At 58.2% G+C, this 16,969-nt stretch carries 16 protein-coding genes and 1 pseudogene; all 17 read left to right on the forward strand.

All coding sequences use genetic code 11. The annotated features are described in order from the left end of the window. Nucleotides 1-148 precede the first annotated feature (148 nt). The 17 genes and pseudogenes from N805_RS02130 to N805_RS02210 all read left to right on the forward strand — a co-directional run bounded on the left by N805_RS02130 (nucleotide 149) and on the right by N805_RS02210 (nucleotide 16,816). A complete protein-coding gene (locus tag N805_RS02130) occupies nucleotides 149-673 on the forward strand; it encodes a helix-turn-helix domain-containing protein (RefSeq protein WP_019470588.1) in 525 nt (174 codons plus the stop codon). A 106-nt stretch (nucleotides 674-779) separates the two neighbouring features. Continuing rightward, a complete protein-coding gene (sctC, locus tag N805_RS02135; RefSeq protein ID WP_028613352.1) occupies nucleotides 780-2,339 on the forward strand; it encodes a type III secretion system outer membrane ring subunit SctC in 1,560 nt (519 codons plus the stop codon). A 1-nt stretch (nucleotide 2,340) separates the two neighbouring features. After that, entirely contained in the window at nucleotides 2,341-3,444 is a 1,104-nt protein-coding gene (gene sctW, locus N805_RS02140) for a type III secretion system gatekeeper subunit SctW (protein WP_019473674.1), read from the forward strand. 21 nt (nucleotides 3,445-3,465) lie between these two features. Next, a pseudogene (locus N805_RS02145) lies at nucleotides 3,466-5,516 on the forward strand (EscV/YscV/HrcV family type III secretion system export apparatus protein). Nucleotides 5,517-5,539: 23 nt separating this feature from the next. After that, nucleotides 5,540-6,829 (forward strand): type III secretion system ATPase SctN, encoded by a 1,290-nt coding sequence (sctN, locus tag N805_RS02150; RefSeq protein ID WP_019473672.1) that lies wholly within the window; start codon nucleotides 5,540-5,542, stop codon nucleotides 6,827-6,829. Then, nucleotides 6,813-7,268: a hypothetical protein gene (locus N805_RS02155; RefSeq protein WP_019473671.1), complete on the forward strand. Its 456-nt coding sequence runs from the start codon at nucleotides 6,813-6,815 to the stop codon at nucleotides 7,266-7,268. Before sctN ends, N805_RS02155 begins: the two co-directional genes overlap by 17 nt. 107 nt (nucleotides 7,269-7,375) lie before the next feature. Further along, nucleotides 7,376-8,251 carry a hypothetical protein gene (locus N805_RS02160; RefSeq protein ID WP_019473670.1) on the forward strand — a complete coding sequence of 292 codons (876 nt, stop codon included), beginning with the start codon at nucleotides 7,376-7,378 and terminating at the stop codon, nucleotides 8,249-8,251. Between the two features lie 194 nt (nucleotides 8,252-8,445). Further along, entirely contained in the window at nucleotides 8,446-9,156 is a 711-nt protein-coding gene (locus N805_RS02165) for a FliM/FliN family flagellar motor switch protein (RefSeq protein WP_230685698.1), read from the forward strand. After that, a complete protein-coding gene (locus N805_RS02170) occupies nucleotides 9,149-9,811 on the forward strand; it encodes an EscR/YscR/HrcR family type III secretion system export apparatus protein (RefSeq protein ID WP_026034683.1) in 663 nt (220 codons plus the stop codon). The genes N805_RS02165 and N805_RS02170 overlap by 8 nt, the downstream gene beginning before the upstream one ends. A gap of 9 nt (nucleotides 9,812-9,820) precedes the next feature. Continuing rightward, entirely contained in the window at nucleotides 9,821-10,075 is a 255-nt protein-coding gene (locus tag N805_RS02175) for an EscS/YscS/HrcS family type III secretion system export apparatus protein (protein WP_016711568.1), read from the forward strand. A gap of 6 nt (nucleotides 10,076-10,081) precedes the next feature. Continuing rightward, complete coding sequence (sctT, locus tag N805_RS02180; RefSeq protein WP_019473667.1) at nucleotides 10,082-10,861, forward strand: type III secretion system export apparatus subunit SctT; 780 nt, start codon at nucleotides 10,082-10,084, stop codon at nucleotides 10,859-10,861. Nucleotides 10,862-10,863: 2 nt separating this feature from the next. Continuing rightward, nucleotides 10,864-11,895 carry an EscU/YscU/HrcU family type III secretion system export apparatus switch protein gene (locus N805_RS02185; protein ID WP_019473666.1) on the forward strand — a complete coding sequence of 344 codons (1,032 nt, stop codon included), beginning with the start codon at nucleotides 10,864-10,866 and terminating at the stop codon, nucleotides 11,893-11,895. Between the two features lie 139 nt (nucleotides 11,896-12,034). After that, nucleotides 12,035-12,526 carry a type III secretion system translocator chaperone SicA gene (sicA, locus tag N805_RS02190; protein ID WP_019473665.1) on the forward strand — a complete coding sequence of 164 codons (492 nt, stop codon included), beginning with the start codon at nucleotides 12,035-12,037 and terminating at the stop codon, nucleotides 12,524-12,526. Nucleotides 12,527-12,531: 5 nt separating this feature from the next. Beyond that, the gene (gene sctE, locus N805_RS02195) at nucleotides 12,532-14,289 is read left to right on the forward strand and encodes a type III secretion system translocon subunit SctE (protein ID WP_019473664.1); all 1,758 of its coding nucleotides are present in this window, start codon (nucleotides 12,532-12,534) and stop codon (nucleotides 14,287-14,289) included. Between the two features lie 19 nt (nucleotides 14,290-14,308). Further along, nucleotides 14,309-15,337, forward strand: a complete 1,029-nt coding sequence (locus tag N805_RS02200) for an IpaC/SipC family type III secretion system effector (RefSeq protein WP_026034682.1) — start codon at nucleotides 14,309-14,311, stop codon at nucleotides 15,335-15,337. Nucleotides 15,338-15,351: 14 nt separating this feature from the next. Further along, nucleotides 15,352-16,482: an IpaD/SipD/SspD family type III secretion system needle tip protein gene (locus N805_RS02205; protein WP_019473662.1), complete on the forward strand. Its 1,131-nt coding sequence runs from the start codon at nucleotides 15,352-15,354 to the stop codon at nucleotides 16,480-16,482. Further along, complete coding sequence (locus tag N805_RS02210) at nucleotides 16,475-16,816, forward strand: acyl carrier protein (protein ID WP_230685699.1); 342 nt, start codon at nucleotides 16,475-16,477, stop codon at nucleotides 16,814-16,816. Before N805_RS02205 ends, N805_RS02210 begins: the two co-directional genes overlap by 8 nt. Nucleotides 16,817-16,969 lie beyond the last annotated feature (153 nt).

Genomic DNA, 16,969 nt, shown 5'->3' on the forward strand with positions numbered 1-16,969 from the left:
TATTCGCAATGGTCGTGACATTTTGTGCCTGGCGCATCGCGAGCATTCGGCCCCATTGTGCCTGGCGCCTGGGTGGCAGGGTTTGTTGGTTTTACGTCCCGGGTTGCAAGTGCTCAGTGGAAGTGCCTGGGTGCTCCCGTTGTCGCAAATGAGTCTTTTCAAATTGCAGTTTTTTATCGATCAGGGGGGCGTGACTGGGGTGCGGCCTGCTCGAAGCGAGCCCTGGGCCGTGCTGAGCGAAGGTCGTAGCCAGGGAGGGGCGGCACCGGGCCTGGAATCCTGGTATCTCAGCCTTGCGTTGCAGGGTGATGTGGCCTATCGAGCTTTCGCCTGGCATTTGCGCAGTAGTGAGAGTTATCAACTGCTCGGTTTTTTGTTGGAGCAAGGTTCGGGTAGGGAAAAGCTTCAAGACCTTGCGGGTCGTTATGGCGTATCGGTCTCGCACTTCAGAAGGCTTTGCCGTCAAGCGCTGGGTGGTGCAGCCAAGTCCGAGTTGCGAGGGTGGCGTACGGCCCGGGCGCTTCTGAGCATGGCTGAAGGTGCTGCTTCCCTCACGGACGTTGCCTTGGAGTTTGGTTATGCCTCTTCCTCGCATTTTTCCAAAGAGATTCGAGAGCTGGTCGGGGTTGCGCCGAGTAGTTTGATCGATATAACCCGCCTTTCGAGCGAATGAACTCATGATGGTTAAAAGTATGTATCCGCGCGCGGTCATGCTAGCGCTCTGTTGTATGTTGCCGGCGGCTTTATCGGTTGCCTCTGTACATGCAGGAGAGGGCTATGTGGCTCGTCAAGAAGGCCTGCGTACGTTCTTCGATGCACTGTCAGCGTCTTTGGACAAGCCGGTCATTCTCAGCAAGGCAGCTGCTCGCCGCACCATCAGTGGCGATTTTTCGATGGTCGCACCGCAGCAGACTCTGGAGCGTGTTGTTCGGCAAATGGGGCTGATCTGGTACAGCGATGGTCAGACGCTGTACGTCTATGAGGCGGCCGAGGCGAAAAGCGCCGTTATCTCGCTGAATACCATCACTGTCCATAAGCTGGATGCCTTCCTGCGCAGCGCCGGTTTGCGCGATACCCGATACCCTCTGCGGCACGATGGCTTGCGGACCTTTTACGTTTCTGGCCCGCCGATCTATGTCGACTTGGTGGCACAGGCCGCGCAATTCATGGACAGCCAAAGTGCCGGCTTGCAGCTCGGACAGCAGCGCATTGGCGTTATTCATCTGCGCAATACCTTCGTTGCAGATCGCAAGTACGAGTTGCGCGAGCAAAGCATCACGGTACCCGGCATTGCGACGGCTATCGAGACTCTGCTCAAGGGTGAAAGCCGTGCTGCCGACGCCGTGATCCACAAGGACGCTGAAGGGCGTCCGGGCGGCATGCCGAGCTTTCCACTGGAGGGGCTGGGTGCCCCCGAAGCCGCATCTGGCGACAACACATCGCCGCGGATCATCGCTCGCGATCTGGCTGCAGGCAATATTCGCGTAGTGGCCTACCCCGATACCAATAGCCTGTTGGTCAAGGGGCTCCCGGAACAGGTGCATTTTATTGAGAATCTGGTAGCTGCGCTCGATGAACCAAAACGTCATGTCGAACTGTCCCTGTGGATCATCGATCTGCATAAGGACGATCTCAATGAGTTGGGAGTCGACTGGAGGGGTTCGTTCAAGGTCGGCTCGAAGGTGGCGGCATCGCTCAATGGCGGCTCGCTGAGTACACTGGATAGCTCTTCGTTCATGGCTGCCATTTCAGCGCTGGAAACCGACAATCGCGCACGGGTGGTTTCGCGGCCGGTGGTGCTGACTCAAGAAAACGTTCCGGCGATTTTCGACAATAACCGTACGTTTTATGCGCGACTGATCGGTGAGCGCAGTGTTCAACTTGAACACGTCACTTACGGCACCTTGGTCAGCGTCCTGCCACGGATTTCACCCTCCGGAGAAGTCGAGATGGCACTCAACATCGAGGACGGCAGTGTGGTCGAGTCGGCTGCGGGGCAGTCGTCAGGGGCCGACACGCTGCCGACCGTTGGCCGAACGCGTATCAGTACTGTTGCTCGCGTGCCACAGGGCAAAGGCTTGCTGGTCGGAGGCTTCACCCGTGACGAGAGTGGAGAGGTGATCAAGCGTATCCCGTTGCTGGGGCATATTCCTTATCTGGGGAGGGTGTTCAGTTATCGGCAGACCCGTCAAGCCAACACGGTCCGGGTGTTCCTGATTCAACCTAAAGAGCTCGATAGCCCGTTGGAACCAGGCGCTATGCAGATTGGTTCGCAAGTGATCGGCAATGTGGCCCGTGATCCGGCCGACCGCGCGGTGCTTCGCGTGCTGGAGCGCTGATATGGCAACTATTGGCCAAGTGCCGTTGCGCATGCAGATGTCGCGCCCGCTTCAGGGTAGCGAGCCTCAGGCAAAGGTCGCTGAAGCGCCAGACGACGATGCGACCCCGGCCGCCAGCGTCCAGCGATTTGTCGAGGACAGCGATGAGATGGCGGCTGCGCTGCGTTCGCAGTTTCGCCGTAGAGGCGATTTCGGCAGCAAGTTCGAAGGCTTGGCGGAAAGCTTCGAGCGGGTCCTGGATGAAGACGTGATTCCCAAGGCTCGGCAGATCCAGTCGCTGGCCAAGCTTGCCGAGCGTAGCATCGAATGGCTGCTGGCGCAGGCTCGGGCACTGTTCCCCGATGACAGCGATCTGGTGCTGGTACTGCGCGAACTGTTGCGTGAAAAAGTGATGGCTGAAGCGACTCGTCAGCGTCTGGAGACGTTACTGCAACAGGTGCTCGTTCAGTCGCCGCCCAAGCGTTTGAAGGCCGGTATCAATTCGGCCCTCAAAGCCAAGATGTTCAGCAAGGCGCTGGCGTTGCGAGCGGCCTTGCTGCGTGACACCTATCGTGCGTTCCTGGAGTTTGAAGGCGGTCCGGTCGAGTCCTATGAGGACTGGATAGCCATCTACGGCTACCGGCATCGAGGCTCGGTCCTGGAGTTCATCGAGGCTGCGTTACTGACGGACATCGATGCCCACGATCCCAGTTGCTCTCGCGACGAGTTTGGGCAGTTGCTAAGAAAACTGGGTGATCTCAAGCGTCTGCGTTCGGTCGATGTCGTGTTCATCCGGGGGGTGCTCGCAGAGGAGCAAGTTTGCCGGCATAACGCCAGCGAGCCGGACTGGTTGGTCTTCATGCTGGGGCTGTTGCAGTTTTCCGACGAGCTCGACCATTTGCTGTCAGGTCTTTTTGGCGAGCGATTGTTGCTAATCGCGCACCCTGAGCGCGCGCAACTGCTGCAACTGTTGCGACTGTTCTGCCTGGCGTTGCCGCTCGAGCTGTTTGGCGATGACCAGGCTCTAGAGCGGATCGCCGAGCAATTCACGCACCTGGCGGACCTGGTGTTCGCCCATGAAGCCATAGGGCGGCATGCCGCGTTGGTTGCTCGCTGCTCCTCCTAGTTTTCAAGGCCTGTACTTATCATGCTCGATAAATTCTTGCGCAATATCATTTCTCGACCCGAGCTGCTGATCCTGACGCTCATGGTGATGATCATCGCCATGCTGATCATTCCACTGCCGACGCCGCTGGTGGATTTTCTGATCGGTCTGAACATCGTCATTGCGATCCTGGTATTCATGGGCTCGTTCTACATCGAACGGATCCTCAGTTTTTCCACCTTTCCTGCGCTGTTATTGATCACCACATTGTTCCGGCTGGCGTTATCGATCAGTACCAGTCGGCTTATCCTGGTGCAGGCGGATGCGGGCGAGATCATCGCGTCTTTCGGCGAGTTTGTAATTGGCGACAGCCTGGTGGTGGGCTTCGTGATCTTCGCTATCGTCACCATTGTCCAGTTCATCGTCATTACCAAGGGGTCCGAGCGCGTAGCGGAAGTAGCCGCCCGGTTCTCCCTCGATGGCATGCCGGGTAAGCAAATGAGTATCGATGGCGACCTCAAGGCCGGTGTCATCGATGCCAAGGAGGCGCGTGAGCGGCGCAGCACGCTAGAGCGCGAAAGCCAGTTGTATGGATCCTTCGATGGCGCCATGAAGTTCATCAAGGGGGACGCGATCGCCGGGATCATCATCATTTTCGTCAACTTTCTCGGGGGATCGCAATCGGTGTCGGGCAGTTGGGCATGGACATGTCCGAGGCGCTGTCGACCTACACATTGCTGACAATCGGTGACGGCCTGGTGGCGCAGATTCCCGCGCTGCTGATCGCTATCGGAGCGGGTTTCATCGTGACCCGTGTCAACGGAGACGAGGCCAACCTGGGGCGCAACATGATGACCCAACTGCTGGGGCATCCCTTTGTGCTGGGTATTACCGCCGTGCTGGCCGTCGGTGTGGCGATGCTGCCAGGCTTCCCGGCCGCGGTGTTTCTGATCATCGCCAGTGCGTTAGTGGGGTTGCTGTTCTTTCGCCACCGGCAGGAGAAGAAAAACTCGGGTACTGCCTCCGTCACGCCATTGGCGAGTGAAGTGGGAGATGCAGAAAGTGAATTGGGCCTGATCGAGAACGTCGACAACATGGCCACCGAAACCGTCGCCCTGATGCTGCTGGTGCCAAGCGCCCGCGTCGACGAACTGCGCGCGGCTCAATTATGTGAGCGTTTTCGTAGTCAGTTCTTTATCGATTACGGCATACGGATCCCCGAACCCCGATTGCGCGGTGCTGACTCACTGCCGCCGGGGCAAGTCGCGGTGTTGATCAACGAAGTGCGTGCAGACCAGTTCGATATCCACTTCGATCTGCTACGTGTTGTCGATTACAAGCCGGAGCTCGAGCATCTTGGTCTGGACCTGACCACTGGTGTCGACAGCAATATGCAAACCAGCGTGTGGGTGCGCAGCGCCGAGCGCGAAAAACTGCAGAACCTGGGGCATCAGTTGCGTCCGGCTTACGATGAATTCTATCGCTGCCTGGTGACCCTGCTGGCTCGCAATATTTCGGAGTTTTTCGGCGTGCAGGAAAGCAAGGTCCTGCTCGACGAGATGGAAGCGCGCTACCCGGACCTGGTCAAAGAAGTCTATCGCCACGCCTCGGTGCAGAAAGTCGCGGAGCTGCTGCAGCGCCTGGTCGCCGAGCGCATCTCGGTGCGCAACATGAAACTGATTCTTGAAACGCTTGCTCACTGGGCCTTGCGCGAGAAGGACGTGATTGCTTTGGTCGAGCACGTGCGCGGCGGCCTGGCGCGCTACATCAGTAACAAATTTGCCAACGGCAACGACCTGCGAGTGTTGCTGCTCTCGCCGGAGTTCGAGGACGTGGTGCGCAAGGGCATCCGCCAGACCTCTGCCGGCAGCTTCATCAACCTGGAGCCTTCGGCCAGCGAAGACCTTATGGACCGGCTGGCGGTCGGGCTCGATAGCCTGCACATCCCTCAGAAAGACATGGTCATCCTGGCCTCGGTAGATGTGCGGCGCTACATCAAGAAACTGATTGAGGGCCGTTTTCGGGAGCTGGACGTGATTTCGTTTGGTGAGATTTCCGACAGCATTTCAGTACAAGTGATCAAGACCCTTTAGGAGTGTGCTTTGTGCAACAGCCAATGAGTCGGGCATCGCTGGAGCGCCGTGCTGCCCACCCGCTGCGTTTGAATGGTCCATTGCTTGAAGCGGCGCTGCACAATGTGGTTATCGGCGAAGTGTGCGAGGTGCGAAGCGACTGGCGTTACGCTGCGGTGAGCGCTCGAGCGCAAGTGATTGGCTTCAGCCCCGATGCGGTAGTGCTCAGCTTGTTGGGTGATGCGCGAGGGTTGTCCCGTGAGTCGCTGATTGTACCGACGGGTGCGTTGCTCAGCCTGCATTGCAGCGCTGCCATGCTCGGTAGCGTGATCGACCCTCAGGGGCGGATAGTCGAACGCTTGGCCCCCGGCGATGCCTTCGATGGTCGCGACTGTCCGGTGGATGCTGCTCCTCCAGCCTACAACCAGCGTCGTCCGGTGAGCCAGCCGATGGCCACCGGCGTACGGGCGATCGATGGCCTGCTCACGTGCGGCATAGGCCAACGTATCGGCATTTTTGCCGCCGCCGGATCAGGCAAGACTTCTCTGATGAACATGCTGATCGCCCACAGCGAAGCGGATGTATTCGTTATCGGGCTGATCGGTGAGCGGGGCCGGGAGGTCACCGAATTTGTCGAGACGTTGCGTCATTCGGATAAATGCACGCGGTGCGTGGTGGTCTACGCGACCTCGGACTTCTCCTCGATTGACCGCTGCAACGCAGCGTTACAGGCAACGGCAATCGCTGAGTATTTCCGTGATCAAGGCCGGCAGGTGGTGCTGATGCTTGACTCCATGAGCCGTTATGCCCGCGCCCGCCGCGACCTCGCGCTGGCGGCGGGGGAAGCACCCGCGCGGCGCGGTTATCCCGCTTCGGTGTTCGACTCCCTGCCGCGTTTGCTGGAACGTCCGGGCGTGACCGCCAACGGGAGCATTACCGCGTTCTACACCGTATTGATGGAAAGCGACGATGAAACTGACCCCATTGCCGAGGAGATTCGCTCCATCCTCGACGGGCATATCTACCTGAGTCGCAAGTTGGCCGCCAGCGGTCATTTCCCGGCAATCGATGTGCTCCGTAGCGCCAGCCGGGTGGCGCATCAGGTCACCGGACCCGATGTTCAGCATCTGGCGGCCAGTACACGCAAGGTGTTGGCTCGTCTCGAGGCGCTGCAGGTATTGCTCGATCTGGGGGAGTACCGACACGGGGAAAATGCGGCTAACGATCAGGCCATGGCCTGTCGCGAAGCCTTGATGGCGTGGCTTTGTCAGGATTTGAAGGAGGGATGTGCACCTCAGGTCACGCTGGAGAGCCTGCATGGTCTCCTTGGCTGATGTCCGGCGCCTGCAGGCGTTCAGTGATCGTCGGCAGCATGAGTGTGAGCGAGGGCTTGATAAGGCCGTGCGCGCATTGGCTCCACTTGAGCGTGAGTTGCAGCAGATCGAGCAGCAGGCACTTGGGCTCAGTGAGCTCTTGATAAGTCAGCGTCCCCAGAATCAGCGCTTGAGCCATTCGCAGTTGCTGGCGCTGTTGCGGCGTCAGGCTGTCATTCGGCGGCAGATCGGTAACCTGGCCCTGGAACGCATCCGCGTGATGGAGCAGCACCAGGGGGTGGCTCAAGAGGTCGAGCGCTTGCAAGGGCGTCGCAAGACTCTACAGAGGAAGCATTTGAAGTACCGGAGTCTGGAGCAACGTTTGCTGGGCGAGCGTCGTTCACGTCGGTTGCGCGAGGAAGAAAATGACATTGATGAACTGTTGGTGATTTGGAAATGAGCATAGTGAGACCCCCAGCAGCGCAACTCCGTCCGGTAAGGGATCTTTCGGCCAGCGATGAGCCCGGCCATAAAGATCAACCGCGAGTCTCTGACGACCGTTATGCAGTGGACGAATTGCCCCAGGGTGCGCTGATGTTGTTGGCGCAATTGCAACCATTGCGCGAGTTCCCGCTGCAGTTATCGCTGGCAGCGCTGCGCTTGGGGGCGGGCACTGAGTCCAGGTTGGCTAAAGTATCGGTGGATCAGCCGATGCATTTACCCATCAAGCAGCCTTCCGTGCCTTCATCGCCGGCATTGGTTAATGCTCGGTTGGCGCTGGCGGAGCGCTTGCCAATCACTGCGCAGGTGCTTGGTCAGGCGTCCGTTGCCAGTGCGCTCGCCACAGCCGATCAGGCTGCCGTCGATGTGTCGGCCGAGCAGAAAGCGCCATTGTCGTCTGCCCGCTTACCGCTCGCCATGCCGACGCAAGTGCCTGATCAGGCTGCTGCTGCCATTGCGTTGTGGGCATCCGATCAAGCTGTCGCCGATAGGCAGGTCAAACAGCAAACCCCTCAAGCATTTCCGGCGCAACCATTGCCCTTGCTGGAAAAGTCATCGTATTTGAACCAGGTCACGCGTGTGGCGGTGCCTGCCAAAGCGACCGCTGGACTGAACTCAGCGCCTGAAGTCAGCATTGCCAGGGAGGCCAGGAACTACCTTCAGGTGCCCTTCAGCAAAGGTGATGCTGTTGGTCTGATTACGGTCAGCAAGGCAGGGGCCGAACGCCCCGAGCAGTTGCTGCTCAATCCAAGCAGTGCCCTGGTTTTCAGCTGTTTGAGCGACAACCTGGCGCAGGCGCCGGATCCGCGCTGGCGTTTGACTGACCAGGAGGGGGGTGACTTGCGTCACGGTCATGACCAGGAGCGACCGGATGAGGAGGTCGAAGAGCTCAGCCGTCAAGCGCTTCGAGATAGAAGCGGGCGGGGAGAGCATCAAACGTGACATCCACTCTGTCCTTGCGCTGCGTTGCGTTAGTTGAGTCTGAGCGGCGCGAAGCGGTGGCCCGCTGGCAGCAAGAGGGGCACCCTGTGCGGTTGAGCCACCCGTCGCCAGAGACACCTTACATAGCCTTCTGGGCACAAGGTTGCCACGGTATCTGGCAAGGCATGATCGGGGCTCGCGAGTGGGTGCAAGCCGTGGCGCCGCAATGGTCGCAATGGCTGCATCAGGAGGGCGCGGGTCAGGAGATTCTGGAGCTGTTCGCGGCGGTGAGTCGGCCCATCGAAATTGCGCCTGACCTGCTGGACTACCAGCGCCTGTTCGATTTCAGGCTCATTCAGGGAGAGGCGCTGCAAGGGGCTTGTCTGCCCTGTATTGCAACACCCCAGAGCGACTTGTGGGTCATGGAAGGGCCGAGCCAGCGCAAGGAACCGTCGCGCCCACTACAGGCTTGGTTGCAGGCAGTGCCGCAAATTCTACGAATCGTGCTCGGCAACAGCGAACTGGCTCGATTGCCATCTCGGCAACTGGCGAGGGGCGATGTGCTGGTCATCGCCCAGCAAACCCGACAACTCTTTATGGCCGATCGGTGTATCGGCCAGTTCACCTTCGTCAAGCAAGGTCTGCATATGAAACTCTCTCCCCCGGATACCCCATCGCCGAGCGCTCCCTGCGTGCTATCTGAACTGCCGGTCAAACTTGAATTCGTGCTGGGCGAACTCACCCTGAGCATGGCTACGCTCAACGAGTTCATCGAGCGCCAGGTGCTGCCCCTGGAGGCTACGGCCGTGAGCCACGTCGAAGTTCGTGTCGGCGGCAACTGTATCGCAGTAGGTGAGCTGGTCCAGCTTGGCGATCGCTTGGGTGTCGAACTGCGTGAGGTAGGGCGGGGCATCGGTAATGAATGACATTTCAATGATCGGGCTGTTGGCAGTGGCTTCATTGCTGCCATTCCTGATCGCTGCGGGCACCTGCTACATCAAGTTCTCGATTGTCTTCGTTATCGTGCGTAATGCTCTGGGCCTGCAGCAGGTGCCATCGAACATGACCCTCAACGCCGTTGCGCTGTTGCTGGCGATGTTCGTCATGAGTCCCGTGGTGCAGCAGGGCTATGACTATTACAAGGAAAATCGTGTGGAATTCACCCGCATCGATGCGGTGGTCGACTTCCTCGATAACGGTCTGGGCGGCTATCGCGAATATCTGGCCAGGTACACCGACCCGGACCTGGCACAGTTCTTCGAGCGGGCGCAGATTGCCCGCGAGGACCCGAGGGCCGTCGATGGCGAGCTCGATGAAGAGCTGGAGCCCTCGTTGTTCGCGCTGCTGCCTGCCTATGCACTGAGCGAAATCAAAGCTGCCTTCAAGATCGGTTTCTACCTGTATCTGCCTTTCGTCATTGTCGACCTGGTGGTCTCCAGTATCTTGCTTGCCCTGGGCATGATGATGATGAGCCCGGTGATCATCTCCGTGCCCATCAAGCTGGTGCTGTTCGTTGCGCTCGATGGCTGGTCCCTGCTTTCTACCGGACTGGTTGGGCAATACCTGTCCCTGGCTCAATGAGATGCCGCGATGAATGACCTGGTGTTTGCCGGCAACAAAACCTTGTACCTGATATTGATCTTGGTGGCCTGGCCGATCATCGTCGCTACGTTGGTGGGATTGCTGATCGGTCTGTTTCAGACCGTGACCCAGCTTCAGGAGCAAACCTTGCCCTTCGGCTTCAAACTGCTGGCGGTGTCGATCTGTCTGTTTCTGCTTTCTGGCTGGTACGGCGAGACGCTGCTGGGTTTCAGCCGGGAAGTCATGCGTCTGGCGCTGAAGTGAATCTGGATGAACGTAAGCCTTTTTTTTGACCTGCATGGCTGGCTGGCCGGTGCGGTGATTTGCTTCGCTCGCCTGGCACCGGTGTTTTTCATGTTGCCGTTTCTCAACAGCCGCGTGCTCACCGGAGCACCACGAAACGCCGTGATTGTGCTGGTTGGCATGGCGCTCTGGCCTTATACCGCCGGCACGTTGCCCCGCCTGGACTCGCTTGGCTTCTACGGGTTGTTGTTGCGGGAGGCCGGAGTGGGGGTAATTCTCGGCTGCCTGTTGTCTTGGCCGTTCTGGGTGTTGCACGCCATGGGCAACCTGATCGATAACCAGCGCGGCGCGATGCTCAGTAGCACAGTCGATCCGGCCAACGGCGACGACACCTCGGAGCTGGCCAATTTTCTCCAGCTGTTCGCGGCAGTGATCTACCTGGAAGGTGGGGGCATGAGGTTGCTGGTGGAAACCCTGAGCCGCAGCTACCAACTTTGCTCGCCGGTATTCGGGTGCGAACTGCAGATCCAGCCGTTGCTCGGGCTTCTCGATCCGTTGATCAGCAAAACGCTGATTATCAGTGCACCGGTGGTGGCGACCTTGTTGCTGACCGAGGCGCTGCTCGGCCTACTGGCGCGTTTTGCGCCGCAAATGAACGCGTTTTCAGTGTCGCTCACGGTCAAGGGAGCCATCGCGTTACTGGTGTTGATTCAGTATCTGGGTGTTCACCTGCCGGACGAAATACTGCGCATGGCCACCCAGCCGGATCAGCTTGCGCAGTGGTTCGTACTGCCGCAGGCCCACTGAATATGTCCAGCGCCTCGAAAACCGAAAAGCCCACCGCCAAGAAGCGTCGCGACGCGGCGAAAAAGGGCCAGACCTTCAAGGCCAAGGATCTCTCCAGTTCCTGCCTGATGCTGTGCGCGATCATCTATCTGACGAGCAACGGTAGCTTGCTGGAGGTGATGGAGGTTTATCGACGCATCATCGCTTCGGGCTTCGCCGCCGATCAGCAGCGTTATGCTGCCGAGCTAGGGGGGCTGTTGCTCCAGGTCGTGGCCCCGCTGATCGTTGTGTGCTTTCTCGCCAGCGCCTTGCCCACGTTGTTGCAGACAGGCCTGGCCATTGCCAGCGAGGCCCTGAAGCTGAACTTCGGAGCACTCAACCCGGTAAACGGTTTCAAAAAGCTGTTCAGTCTCAGAACACTGAAGGACGCGGTTAAAGCCCTGTTGTATCTGGGTAGTTTCGTGATCGCATTCTGGATGGTCTGGCTGACTCAGCGGCATTTACTGTTTGCGCAACTCTATGCCCAACCGGGTGACCTGTTTCCGATCTGGACTCATTTGTTGCAGGTGCTGGTGCTGGCTTTTCTGGGCTGCATAGTGCTGGTGGTCATGCTCGATGCGCTGTGTGAATACTGGCTGTACATCAAGGATCTGAAAATGGACAAGCAGTCGGTCAAGCGCGAGCACAAGGAGCAGGAAGGCAATCCGGAAATCAAGGGGCGGCGGCGCGAGCTGCATCTGGAGCTGTTATCGGAACAGGTCAAATCCGACATTCGTGGTTCGCGAGTAATTGTCGCCAATCCCACGCACATCGCCGTAGGGATTTACTTTCGGCCAGAAGTCTCAGTAATGCCATTTATCTCACTGATGGAAACCAACCAGCGGGCCTTGGCCGTGCGCAAGTACGCGTCTGAAGTAGGCGTGCCGGTGATCAGTGACATTGCCCTGGCCAGGCGCATCTTCAAGACCCATCAGCGCTACACCTTTATCCAGATGCAGGAAATCGAAAGCGTTCTGCGACTGCTGGTCTGGCTCGAGCAGGTCGAGCAGGCCTGATGGCCTGCCTGCGAAACCGCTTGCAGGTCTGAGCGACTCACGAACACCACGATGAGCGTTTTGTGACGGCGCCCGTTGCCTTCAGCTGGCCCAATAGCCTGGTCAGCACCGCTGAAGAAACATTCAGGAGTAAGTAGTCATGAGCAGTCGAAAACACACGGAGCAGGAAGAGGACCGGATTGCCGAGCAGGTGATGCAGGCCGTCCTTGATGGTGCATCGCTCAAGGACCTGCACGGCGTTAGTACCGAGCAGATGGATAGCCTTTACGCTTTTGCCTATGAGTTCTATGAGCAGGGGCGTCTGGACGATGCGGAAAAATTTTTCCATTTCCTCTGTATCTACGACTTCTATAACGCGCAGTACTGGATGGGTTTGGCGGCGGTGCATCAGCTCAAGCAGAACTATCAGAAAGCGGTTGATCTGTATGCCGTGGCTTTTGCCCAGGGTAAGCATGATTACCGCCCAATGCTCTACACCGGCCAATGCCAGCTTGCGCTAGGAAAGGCCGGCAAGGCCAAGGTGTGTTTTGAGTACGTCATCGAGCGCGTGCAGGAGCCGGGTCTGCGGGAGCGGGCTCAGGCTTACCTGAATGCTTTAAGCAATGTCGACGCTGACCATTCGGAGGAATAGTTGTAATGGATATCAGGGCTTTGTACTCACGCATATCCCCGGAAACGCTGGCCCGTCAGGCCGGCAAGGAACGCTATGCCGACGCGGCGAGTAAAGCGGCCAACACCAAGGCCTATCAGCGCGCTGCCGATACGGCACTGGCCAACCTGCAAGGTGTGAGTTACGCCGCCCAGTCGCAGGGTGGTCATGCTGCGGGGCTGGGTAGGCCGCTTCTGGCTGTGCCAGCGCAAGGTGCCAGGAGCGCGAACAAGGGTTCTGAAGACACGTTCACCTTGCTGATGGCCTCGCTCATCAACTTGCTGGGTGACGTGAGCATGGACTCGCTCAAGTCACGCATGGACATCCTGAGGTCGGCAGCAAAGGCCAGCGCTGAGGGGCATAAGGCGTTGTCAGATCGTTATCTGAGCGCGCTGGCGGAGTTTGAAGCGGCTGTGGCCGCTGCCGGCAGCTCCGAGGAAGCGCTCGCGAAGGCCAAGGCTAACTTCGACAGCGCCCAACGGGCGCTGGCCGATGCTGAGTCGGCTCTGGGGCGAACCGAGCCGGGCACGCCCGAGCATGCCAAAGCGCTGGCCGAGCGCGATCTGGCGCAAGGCAGGCTGACCGGCGCCCAACAACAACTGGGCAAGGCCAATACGGACTATCAGGCCGCAGTCACGGTGGCGGGTGAGGCTGGCAAAAAGGCTGAGGCTCAGGCCAGGTTGGTGGAGAGCTCGGGGCTGGGCGACAAGCCGGTACTCGATGGCGTCAAGAAACAGCTGAACGCCGCTGCGACCATGGTGCTGCTAATGACACGGTATGCAGAATTGATGGGCAAGAGCGCCGAAAACAAGATTGAAGGGGAGCAGGAGCTGTTCCGCAGTATGCAGGCGGCGCGTCAGGCGTTCATGGAGAAGAAGTCTGAAGAGTACCTGGAGCAAGTGCGTAAAGCCGAAGCTGCCAGCAAAGCGATGGGGTGTATCGGCAAGATTCTGGGCGCAGTGCTGACCGTGGTCAGTGTCGTCGGGGCTGCCTTCACGGGCGGAGCCAGTCTGGCGCTGGCAGCTGTTGGTGTGGCATTGATGGGCGCGGACATGCTGGTCAAGCAGTTGACAGGGGTGTCGTTCATGGAGAAGGCCATGAAGCCTCTGATGGATAACATACTCAACCCGATGATTCAGGCCATCGGTAAGGGGATTGCGGATCTTCTGAAGAAGGCCGGCATTGATGGGGCCTCGGCCGAGATGGCCGGGATGATCATGGGCGCGATCGTTGGCGCCGTGGCGATGGTCGCAGTACTGGCGGTTGTCGCGGTCGTTGGCAAAGCCGCTGCGGGGCGGGTCGCCAGTGCGATGGGCAATATGTTCGGCAAATTGGCCAACGAGATGGCGCCACAAATGCTCAAGCAGGCCGCAAGGGCGGTCAGCAATGGTTTTTCCAGTGTCATGACCAAGGCCCGTGCCAGCATAGGTCTCAAGTCGGATGCGGTGTCACTGGATCTCTATGCATCGCGCCTGGCGGCTTCGCTGGCGGTGGTGGAGGCGGGCGGTACCGCCGCCCAGTCCGCGTTGCAAATCAAGTCTGGTATTCACCAGCGTAACGCGTCGCATCACCTGGCCGAATTCGAGTTCGCCAAGGTTATCTCCGAGGCGATGAAAAACTACCTGAACGACATGGTTCAACTCTTCGATCAGTCCATCAAGGCCAAGGATAACGCCATCAAGCAAGCCTTCAGCATCCAGGACAGTATGAATAGCAGCAGCCTGAGCATGGCACGCAACATTTAGTTCAACAGGGTTAGCACTCATGGAATTATCAATTAATAGTCGTTCGCCATCGGTAGTCAGCTCTCAGGCTGCAGAGGTGGCAGGTAAGGTCGTCGATCAAAGGCAGCCGTTGTCGATCAGCAGTATCGGTGGACGGCTCGATGCGCAGGTGTTGATGTCTCGGCACACGCAGGCTGTCGAAGCAATGACGCCCCAACAGTTGAACCAGCTTCTGGATACCTCAGGGTTGAGCGAGCGTGAAAGCCAGGCGATGGTGGGCCTGTTTCTGGCTACTGTCGTCCAGCAGGAGAAAGACGGGGCTGAGGGCGCGGTGAGAGATCCGGTGGCGGACCTGTTGTCATTCGATCCTGCCGCGTGGGAAAAACATATCGGTGTGTTGATTGCGTCGATTGTCGCGGTCAATATTGCCCGCAAATCAAGCGCTGAAATGAGCGGTAAGTTCGTCCAGATGGCCTACGAGGCCGCCATTGCACAAGGCGTTGCAATCATGGCCGGTGGCGAGGCTGCGATGTGGGCTGCGGTCAGTGGTGCTGTCGTTGCCGCCACCATGTCCGCCACAGGTGCCGCGTTGACCTTGCGCGGGCAGAGCCAGAAGCATACTGATATCAAGACCAACCAGATGGATGCGGTGAAGTTGGATGCGCAGGCCCAGCAGATGCGCGTTGACTTGGACCTTGACCCGAGCAAACGGGCAGCACTTGAGTCGAACATTCGTGAGGCGGTTGCCCAGGCTGCGGACGCGCGCATGAAAAGTGCCCTGCAGGCGAAAACCTACGAGCGCAACCTGACTGTTGGCGGTGCCATCAATGCCATGGCGATGACCATCAGCTCCGGGTTGTCTGCCATCCTGCGTCTGCAAGAGTATTCAGAGCGTCAGCGTGAAGTGCTGCACCAGTCCGAGCAGGGTCTGAACAAGGCGGTCAGTGATGTCGCCAACCAGAGTGTCAATGAATATACAGCGCTGCTCAGCAAGATACTCGACGCCATTCAGCAGTTGGTCGACAGCCGTGGCTCTACCATGAACAGCTTCGCCTCTGCGCGCGCCTGACCAGGAGTTGAGCCATGCCTATTATTAGCAGTTCCCACCCCACCCATGCGGCGCGTAATGATCAGCCGACGAATGATCTACGAACAAATGAACAAGTTGGCAGTGATGCGTTCGAGCATCGTCCGCTCCCGTCGACGGCTGAGCGCTTGACACAGTCGCTGGTGTCCCGGTTAGCCGGCCTGAATCCCCACCTCAATGATATAAGTGTTGCAGTGAAGGCATTTCGTCTGCCTCCTGTTGCCGGCCCGGTTGATCCTGCGGCCGGGGAAGAGGCTATGCGTGATTACTTCAACGAACGGCATGCAGAGAGCCTCAAGGCGGAGCAAGCCTTACAAGCGCTGCTCGGAAAAGTGGGCGCCAGTAAGGTTCAAGGGCATTTGCTGGAGGCCGAGTTGCGCAAGTGGGTTTCCCTTGCCCAGCCTGCCAGCCCCAACATCCAACAGTGGCAGGATGAAACGCTCAAGAAACTGAGTGATTTGCCGCACGCGCCAGAAGCTGTGGGCGATGCCTTGAACACGTCCAGTGGCAATGCCGATTTTTTCGAGCAATTGTTGGCAATGATCGGTTTTATCAAGGGTGAATACCTGGCGATCTACGAGGCGCTGCTGACCAAATATTCGGCCTTCTACAAGGAATTCAACGAAACCATCATGGCGAAGATGGGGGACTGGATAAAAGGCAAGTCAGACGGAAAAGAAGTCGAAATAAGTGGAGAATTGCACGATGCGTTAGAAGCATTGCGTCGTAAGTATCAGCAAGCCCCGGATGGCGTCCTCTATCCCATTTCCGATGAAGGATCTGCCACTCAGGAGGAGGCACGAAAGTGGGCCAAGGCCATGGGGCTGCCTGAGTCATGTGTGCAGCCTGACGGCAAGGGTGGCTATCGGGTGATGATGGACTTATCACCGCTGGATGCAATGATTGCAGCAGCCCCCAAGGGTACGGTGACGTGGGACACCGCGAAGTTTCAAGCCTGGCAAACCGGCTTTAACAGCCAGGAAGGTGATTTGAAGAACCAGTTGCAGTTATTCACGACCAAGTACGGTAACGCCAACGCCTACCACGAAAATTTCAACAAGATTCTCTCCTCGCAATTGAGCCAGTATGCAGAAATGCTCAAGGCGATCGCGAGCGGAATTGGCTAACGTCGTCGTTTTGGGAAATGAAGGAAAATCAGTTGCCTTTGAGGTGGTGGGCATGCACGGGCAGTCCGAAATGACGCACATGATCCAGCTTGAAATAGAAGCCATCATTATCGCGATTCTCGCCAATAGGCTCGTGGTCGATGTGGAGGTCGTTACCCTAAACTCCCGTTTGGTGGAGGATCTTGGAGCGGATTCGTTGAATTTTCTGGATATCGCTCTGGATATCAACGACCTCCTGGAGATTGAACTGCCTCCAGAGGGTTTGGCGTGCATTCGTAAGGTGGAGGATCTTTATCGCCTGGTGCATCAGGCAATCGCTCAGGCATCCGTCTGAGCGCTCTTTCTAACGTACGCGCCGGTGACGGCGCGTCGTTCATTTTCTGCCAGATATCCCAAGTAGATTCTGTACGGCCACTACGCAATCAGAAATGGACGGTTCACAGGGGTAATGCGGATTAGTCTCCATTTAGTTGTAGGGAAGTCGCAG

This window comes from Pseudomonas putida S13.1.2, from assembly GCF_000498395.2.
In the GTDB taxonomy this organism is placed as follows: Bacteria; Pseudomonadota; Gammaproteobacteria; order Pseudomonadales; family Pseudomonadaceae; genus Aquipseudomonas; species Aquipseudomonas putida_Q.